Below are 8211 nucleotides of genomic sequence, written 5' to 3' on the forward strand. Positions count from 1 at the left end.
ATGGAACGGCTCATGACCCGCATCGCTCTCGTCGTGTCCGACGTCGACGGCACGCTGCTGACCAAGGACAAGGTTCTGACCGAGCGCGCGGCGAAGGCGGCGCACGAGCTTCGCGAGGCCGGGATCGCCTTCACCATCACGTCGAGCCGTCCGGCGATCGGCATGGGTTTCCTGATCGCGCCGTTGCAGATCGGCCTGCCGGTCGGACCTTTCAACGGCAGCTCGATCATCGCCCCGGACATGCGGCCACTGGAGCAGAGCCTGATCCCGGCCGGCGCCGCCGCGCGCAGCATCGACCTTCTGCATCAGCGCGGCGTCGACATCTGGGTGTTCACCGCCGACGCCTGGCTGACCCGCAATCCCGACGGCGACTACGTCCCGAACGAGCAGCGCGCCATCCGCGCCGATCCCACCATCATCGGCGATTTCGCGCCCTATCTGTCGAGCGCCTGCAAGATCGTCGGCGCCAGCCGCGACTTCGAGCTGCTGGCCCGCTGCGAGAGCGAGATGCGCGAGCTGCTGGGCAGCGAGGCGACCGCCGTCCGCTCGCAGAGCTACTATCTCGACATCACCCCGCCCGGCCGCAACAAGGGCACATTCGTCACGACGATGGCGCAGCGGCTCGGCATCCCGCTCGCTGAGGTCGCGACCATCGGCGACATGCACAATGATGTCGCGATGTTCGAGGTCAGCGGCCTGTCGATCGCGATGGGCAATGCCAGCGACGATGTGAAGAGCCACGCGACGCGCATCACCACCTCCAATCAGGACGAGGGCTTCGCCAACGCGATGGAGATGATCCTCGCCGAGAACGCTCAGGGTTGACCAGCCGGCTCACGCGTCCGATCGCTGCTTGGCCGGCTTGTCGCACGTCTTCTTGGCGCCGCTCAAATTCTGCGCCGTGTTGATCAACGCGATATGTGTCAGCGCCTGCGGGAAATTGCCGGTCTGCCGTCGCGCGTCGATGTCGTATTCTTCCGCGAGCAGTCCGACATCGTTGGCGATGTCGACCACGCGCTGGAACAGCGTCTCCGCCTTCTCGATGTTGCCGGAGAGCACATGGGCATCCGCCAGCCACAGCGTGCAGGCGAGGAACGCGCCCTCGATCGGCTGCTGTTCCTGCGCGGACTGCTCGCGCGGATCGTGCCGCAGGACGAAGCCGTCGCGCAGCAGATGCTGCTCGATCGCCGCGATGGTGCCGCGAATGCGCGGATCGGAGCACGGCAGAAAGCCGACCGCAGGCAGCAGCAGCAAGCTCGCATCGAGCATCTGCGATCCGTACGCCTCGACGAAGCTGCCGGTTTCGGCATCATAGCCCTTCTCGCAGACGTCGCCGTGAATGGTCTCGCGCAGCCGCCGCCAGCGTTCCAGCGGCGCCTCTAGATTGAATCGCTCGGCGCTCTTGATGGCGCGGTCGAACGCGACCCAGGTCATCACCTTGGAGAACACGTAATGACGGCCGTCGCCGCGGCGCTCCCAGATGCCGTGATCGGGCCGGTCCCAGACATCGGTGAGATGATCGACCACGGCGCGTTCGAGCGCCCAGGTGCCGTCGTTCAGTTTCAGCTTGGTCATGCGCGCCTGATGAAACGCGTCGATCAGCTCGCCATAGACGTCGAGCTGCAGCTGCGCGTGGGCGGCGTTGCCGATCCGGACCGGCTGCGACCCCTCATAGCCCGGCAGCCATTCCGCCTCCCATTCGGTCAGCCGCCGCTGCCCCATGATGCCGTACATGATCTGCATATGAGCTGGCGCCCCGGCGGCCGCACGCAGCAGCCAATTGTGCCAGGCCAGCGCTTCCTCGGTATAGCCGGAGTTCATCAGCGCCAGCAGCGTGAAGGTCGCATCGCGCAGCCAGCAGAAGCGATAGTCCCAGTTGCGCCAACCGCCGAGCTTCTCCGGCAGCGACGTCGTCGGGGCGGCGACGATGCCGCCGGTCGGGCCGTAGGTCAGCGCCTTCAGCGTCACGAGCGAGCGCATCACGAGGTCGCGATGATCGCCCTTGTACGTGCAGCGGCGCGACCAGTCCGACCAGAACGCTTCGGTGTCGCGAAGCGCCTGCTCGTAATCGATCGGCCTGGGAGGCGGCAGATGCGACGCGCCGTAGGTCAGCACGAACGGCACGGTCTCGCCCGCCGCAACCTCGAACTCCGCGACGGTCGTCATGTCCTCGCCGCGCGTCTCCACCGGCGTGTGCAGCACCGCCATGTCCGGACCGCACACGGCGAGCAGCGCCGAGCGATCCTCGGAGCGCCGGACCCAGGGAATTTCGACACCGAAGCCGAAGCGAATGATCAGGTCCATGCGCATCGCGACCTTGCCCGCCACGCCGCGCACCAGGCGGACGACGTCGGAGGCCTTGCCGCGTGGCGGCATGAAGTCGATCAGTTCGACCGTGCCGGTGCCGGTTTCGAACCGGGTCTCGAGGATCAGGCTGTCGCCGCGATAGCGACGGCTGTTCGACCTGACCTCGTCACACGGCTCGATCAGCCAGCGGCCGTTGCCGTGATCACCCAGCAGCGCCGCGAAGCAGGCATCGGAATCGAACGCCGGCCAGCACAGCCAGTCGATCGATCCCCTGCGGCTCACCAGCGCCGCCGTCTCGCAATCACCAATCAGTGCGTAATCTTCGATCCTGCAGGACATTCCGCATCCATGTGCAAATGCCCCCGCCGAACTCCCCCCTGCTTAAACGCCCGCCGGGCTGATCCGTTCGGCGGTTGCGGCCTTGAGCGCCTCGACATGAACCGTCCCGGTGATGTCCTCGAGGTTGACCGGGACCTTGCGGCGCCAGTTCGGATGCTCGTCAATGGTGCCGGGGATGTTCGGCTGGTCGACGATGCCGAGCAGGTCTTCGAGCGAAATCACCAGCAGGCGCGACCGCGTCCGCGACAGGAAGCCGATCGCGGAATGCACGTCGTTGGTGTGGATTCCGTTGTGGCGGAGCACCTCGTCCCACAGGCCGAGCGCGTGCCAGCGATCCTGATCGGTCTCGCCGGGATCGATGTCCAATCCGCGCTTGGTCTTGAGGTCGCCGAATGACCGCCAGCCGGCGTAGGTCGAGAGGTCGTGAGTGTTCAGCGTCACCAGCGCATTCGGCGGATAGTAGTCGACGTCGCGGAAGCGGCCATTGTCGTCGCGCTCGAAGATCATGACCTTGTAGGACCACAGGCCCCAATCGGCCATCTGCTCGCGAAAACCCTCCGGCACGGTGCCGAGATCCTCGCCGATGACGATGCACTGGTTGGCGACGCTTTCCATCGCCGTGGCGGCGAGCAGCGCGTCGAACGGCATCTGGACATAGGCGCCCTGCTTCGCGGGAAAGCCGTGCGGCACCAGATAGAGCCGCTTCAGGCCGAGCACGTGGTCGAGCCGGATGGCGCCGGCATGACGCATCGAGGCGCGGACCATTTCGCGAAACGGCTCGAAGTTTTTCAATTCCAGCCCCGGCGCATTGAAGCCGGCGAGGCCCCAGTTCTGCCCCACCGTATTCAGCGGATCCGGCGGTGCGCCGACCGACAGGGTGCGCGAAATCGCACCCTGCTCGTTCCAGGCATCGAAGCCATCGGATTGGACGCCGACGGCGACGTCGAGATACAGACCGACCTTCATGCCCAACCGATGCGCGAGGTCCTTGCAGTGCCTCAGCTGGCGCTCCGCGAGCCATTGCACATAGGCGACGAAATCCGCCTCCCGGCTGTCCGGGCCACTGAGCAGCGCCACGCAGCGCGCCGCGTCCGGCTGGCGCCATTCCTCCGGCCAATCCCACCACGGCTTCTGGAAGCGATGCCGCAGCACCTCGAAGCAGGTGAAGCGCGCCAGGAGGTCGCCGCGCTCGGCGCGATAGGCCTTGAATTCCGCCGCGTCGGCGCCGTCGGGCGCGGCCATGAACGTGTCGAAGGCCGCGCGCAGCGCCGGCCATTTCAGCGCCGCGACGCCCTTGTAATCGACCAGTTCGGCCTGCCGCAGCGGCTCCAGCGCCTTGCTGTCCGGTCCAGCCTTGAAGCCCGGCGCCTGCTCGACATCAACATAGAGCGCATTGAGGAACAACCGGCTGTTCGGCGCATAGGGACTGAAATCGCCCGGCCGGTCGTCGAACAGCGCATGCAGCGGATTGAGGCCGACGCCGTCAGCGCCGAGCTTCGCGCAGGTTTCGATCAGATTGGCCAGGTCGGTGAAATCGCCCATGCCCCAGTTGCGGCGCGACCTGATGCCGTAGAGCTGCACCGCCAATAGCCAGACGCGATCGAAATCGCCCGAATACGCCTTGTCGGGCGCGACCAGCAGCGGCAGCTCCTCGCGGCACGACGACGCATCCAACAGCTCGAGCCGATAGCTGCCGGCGGGCAAATCGCCTGGCCACTCAATGAAGGGGTCCCGCGCCTCACCTCTTGCGACCTCGACATCGCCGCGCTTGACGGTCCATTTGACCGGCAGCTTGGCCGCATCGCTCAACCGGCTGCGCGCCGGCTGCGCCGGCCGAATCACGATCGCGCCGCTGAGCAGCCGATGCGGCGTCGGCCTTGGGAACGCCTCGACGATGATCTTGAGGGCGGCTTCGTCGGTGACGCGGCGATTCCCCTGACCGTCGTAGAATTCTGTCAGGATTCCGAGACTATGAGCTTGGCTGTAGAGATCCATTCGGCACGCGATCTGACGTCACGAGGGTCGCACGTCGTGAAAATGTTGTGGGACGGCAAGAGGATAGGCCCCTAACGCGCCGCGCCGGCCCTCGTTCCCTGGGGAACAAAAACCGGGACTGCGGCTTTGTATCGGGTGGTTCCGGTTCCTAGCGAACCGGGACACGGTTTTCTTGTCAATGGCATCACCGTGAACAAATTTCCGCACACGTTCGAGAGCGTCGCGATCCCCGGCGCGTTCTCCCCTATTCTGCCCTCTTTTGAGGAGAGCCGCATCTGGCGGCGCCGGTGCGCCTCCGACCACAGCCGATCCCTTTTTCCTCTCTCTTCGGTGTGAGGGCCTCATGAACGTGATGTCATCCCTGGATGCCCCGAGCCTCCAGACCGAGACCGATGGCGACGGCCTCTGGTACAAGGACGCGATCATCTACCAGTTGCACGTCAAAGCGTTCGCCGACAGCAACAACGACGGCATCGGCGACTTTGCCGGCCTCACCGAGAAGCTCGACTATCTGCAGGATCTCGGCGTCACCGCGCTGTGGCTGCTGCCGTTCTATCCCTCGCCCGGTCGCGACGACGGCTACGACATCGCCGATTACGGCAGCATCAATCCCGATTTCGGGACGATGAAGGATTTCAAGCGCTTCATTCAGGAAGCGCAGCGCCGCGGCCTGCGCGTCATCACCGAGCTCGTCGTCAACCACACCTCCGACCAGCACCATTGGTTCAAGCGGGCCCGCCGCAGCCCACCCGGATCGAGCGCGCGCAACTGGTACGTCTGGAGCGACACCGACCAGAAATATCTGGGCACCCGCATCATCTTCACCGACACCGAGAAGTCGAACTGGACGTGGGATCCGGAGGCCGGCCAGTTCTACTGGCACCGCTTCTTCTCGCACCAGCCGGACCTGAACTTCGACAATCCGCGGGTGGTCAACGCCATCATCCAGGTGATGAAGCGCTGGCTGGATGCCGGCGTCGACGGTTTCCGCCTCGACGCGATTCCGTATCTCTGCGAGCGCGATGGCACCAACAACGAGAACCTCCCCGAGACGCATGAGATCATCAAGCGTCTGCGGGTCGAACTGGACAATTACGCCAAGGACAAGCTGCTGCTGGCCGAGGCCAATCAATGGCCGGAAGATGTGCAGGAGTATTTCGGCCAGGGCGACGAGTGCCACATGGCCTACCACTTCCCCCTGATGCCGCGCATCTACATGGCGATTGCGCAGGAGGATCGTTTCCCGATCACCGACATCCTGCGCCAGACGCCGGATATCCCTTCGAGCTGCCAATGGGCGCTGTTCCTGCGCAATCATGACGAGCTGACGCTCGAAATGGTGACGGACGTCGAGCGGGATTATCTCTGGTCGACCTATGCCAACGATCCCCGCGCGCGCATCAATGTCGGCATCCGCCGGCGGCTTGCGCCGCTGATGGACAATGACCGGCGCAAGATCGAGCTGATGAACTCGCTCCTGATGTCGTTCCCGGGCACACCGATCATCTATTACGGCGACGAGATCGGCATGGGCGACAACATCTATCTCGGCGACCGCAATGGCGTGCGCACGCCGATGCAATGGACGCCGGACCGCAACGGCGGCTTCTCGCGCGCCGATCCGGCGCGGCTGTACGCGCCGATGATCATGGACCCGGTCTATGGCTACGAGGCCGTCAACGTCGAGGCGCAGTCGCGCAGCCTGTCGTCGCTGCTCAACGCGACCAAGAAGCTGATCTCGGTCCGCAAGTCGACGCTCGCCTTCGGCCGGGGCACGATGACCTTCATCCGTCCGGCCAACCGCTCGGTGCTGGCCTATGTGCGCCAATACAAGGACGAGGTGATCCTCTGCGTCGCCAACCTGTCGCGCTCGGCGCAGGCGACCGAGCTCGATCTCTCCGCATTCAAGGACCGCATTCCGATCGAGATGCTCGGCCGCTCGCGCTTCCCCGCGATCGGCGAGCTGCCCTACATGATCACGCTGTCGCCCTACGGCTTCTACTGGTTCCAGCTCAAGGAGCGCGACAAGTCCGAGCCGGTCGTGCAGCGCGCGGTGCCGGAATTCGAGACGCTGGTCGTGCCGCTCGGCTCGACCTGGGTGTCGCTGGCGCGCACCCGCAGCCTGTTCGAGCGTGACGTGCTGCCCGGCCACCTCGCGCGGACGCGCTGGTACCCCGAGCGCGCGCCGGAGGCGATTCATCCGACGCTGACCTCCGCGATCCCGTTCTGCGACATCGGCGACAACCGCCCGTGGCTGATCTTCTTCCAGGCCGCGGAGCGCAAGAACGAGCTGCGCTATTTGCTGCCGATGCAGATCGATTGGGTGCGGTTCGATCGCGAGCGCTATAATCCACAGGCGTTCGCCGCCGTGCGCCAGGGCGCCCGCGAGGGCACGCTGCTGGATGCCGCCACCAACCCGATCTTCCTGTCGCTGCTGCTGCGCAATGTCGCGCAGTCGCTCACCGTCGAGGAGAACGGGCTGCGACTGGAATTCCGCCCGACTGCGCGCTTTCCCGACAAGCCGGTGCGGGAGTCCGAGCAGGTGCGTGTCATCGAGACCGACCGCTGCAGCAGCAAGGCCGTGGTCAACAATGAATTCTTCGTCAAGATCTATCGCGAGCTCGAGACAGGCCCTCATCCCGAAATCGATGTCGGCCGCTTCCTCACCGAAATCGTCCACTTCTCCAACGTGCCGCCGCTGCTCGGCAGCGTCGAGGTGGTCCAGGACGACGAGCGGCGCACGGTCGGCGCCGTGCACGGCTTCGTCGAGAACCAGGGCGACGGCTGGACCGTCACCGCGGCCTATCTCGATCGCTACATCGACGACCAGCGCGTGTTCGCCACCAGCGGCGACGAACGGCAGAGCGAGGAGCTGCCGCCCTACCTCCGCTACATGACCCAGGCGGGCCGGCGCGCCGGCGAGTTGCATGCGGCGCTGGCCTCGCGCGGCGACATCGCGGATTTCGCCCCCCAGCCGACCACGACCGACAGCCTCGATCACTGGATCGACCGGCTTCGGGCCCAGGCCGCGCGGATCGTCGCTGGCCTGAGCGAGCGCCGCGACCATCTCAAGGACCCTGAGCGGGGGCTGGTCGATCAGGTTCTCGCCAGCCGCGGCGAGCTGTCGGAGCGGCTCGGCCAGCCGATCCGCCAACATCTCGGCGGCTCTGACATCCGCCTGCATGGCGACTTCCACCTCGGCCAGATGCTGATCGTCAAGGATGACATCGTCATCATCGACTTCGACGGCGACGAGGAGCTGCCGCTCGCCGAGCGACGGCGCAAGGCGCCGCCGGCGCGCGACATCGCGGGCTTTCTGCGCTCGATCGACTGCTCCGTCCGCGTGGCGCTCGAGCGCGCGCTGCGCGCCGGCCCCGATGACCATGGCCGGCTCCCCGCCGCGCTGACGGAGTGGCGCGACCGCGCCATCGCGGCCTTTTTGGCCGGTTATCGCGAGGTGAAGGCCATCGAGCGGCTCTGGCCCGACGATCCCGACGCCGCGCAGGCGCTCCTTAACTTTTTCCTGCTGGAAAAAGCTCTCGGAGCGCTCGAATATGATCTGGCTCACCG

4 protein-coding genes are annotated in these 8211 nt (G+C 65.7%); 2 read left to right on the forward strand and 2 right to left on the reverse strand.

The genetic code is table 11. The features are described from left to right. The first annotated feature begins 12 nt into the window (after nt 1–12). Complete coding sequence (locus tag BRAO375_RS32870) at nt 13–825, forward strand: Cof-type HAD-IIB family hydrolase (RefSeq protein ID WP_009031754.1); 813 nt, start codon at nt 13–15, stop codon at nt 823–825. A gap of 9 nt (nt 826–834) precedes the next feature. On the opposite strand, the gene BRAO375_RS32875 is transcribed toward BRAO375_RS32870, so the two are convergent. After that, nucleotides 835–2646: a glycoside hydrolase family 15 protein gene (locus tag BRAO375_RS32875; RefSeq protein ID WP_009031755.1), complete on the reverse strand. Its 1812-nt coding sequence runs from the start codon at nt 2644–2646 to the stop codon at nt 835–837. 42 nt (nt 2647–2688) lie between these two features. Then, nucleotides 2689–4641, reverse strand: a complete 1953-nt coding sequence (gene malQ / locus BRAO375_RS32880) for a 4-alpha-glucanotransferase (RefSeq protein WP_009031756.1) — start codon at nt 4639–4641, stop codon at nt 2689–2691. 343 nt (nt 4642–4984) lie between these two features. Between malQ and treS the strand changes: the two genes are divergently transcribed. After that, on the forward strand, nt 4985–8211 hold a 3227-nt coding region (gene treS, locus BRAO375_RS32885), incomplete at its 3' end, for a maltose alpha-D-glucosyltransferase (protein ID WP_035643380.1).

The organism is Bradyrhizobium sp. ORS 375, from assembly GCF_000239775.1.
Taxonomy (GTDB): Bacteria; Pseudomonadota; Alphaproteobacteria; order Rhizobiales; family Xanthobacteraceae; genus Bradyrhizobium.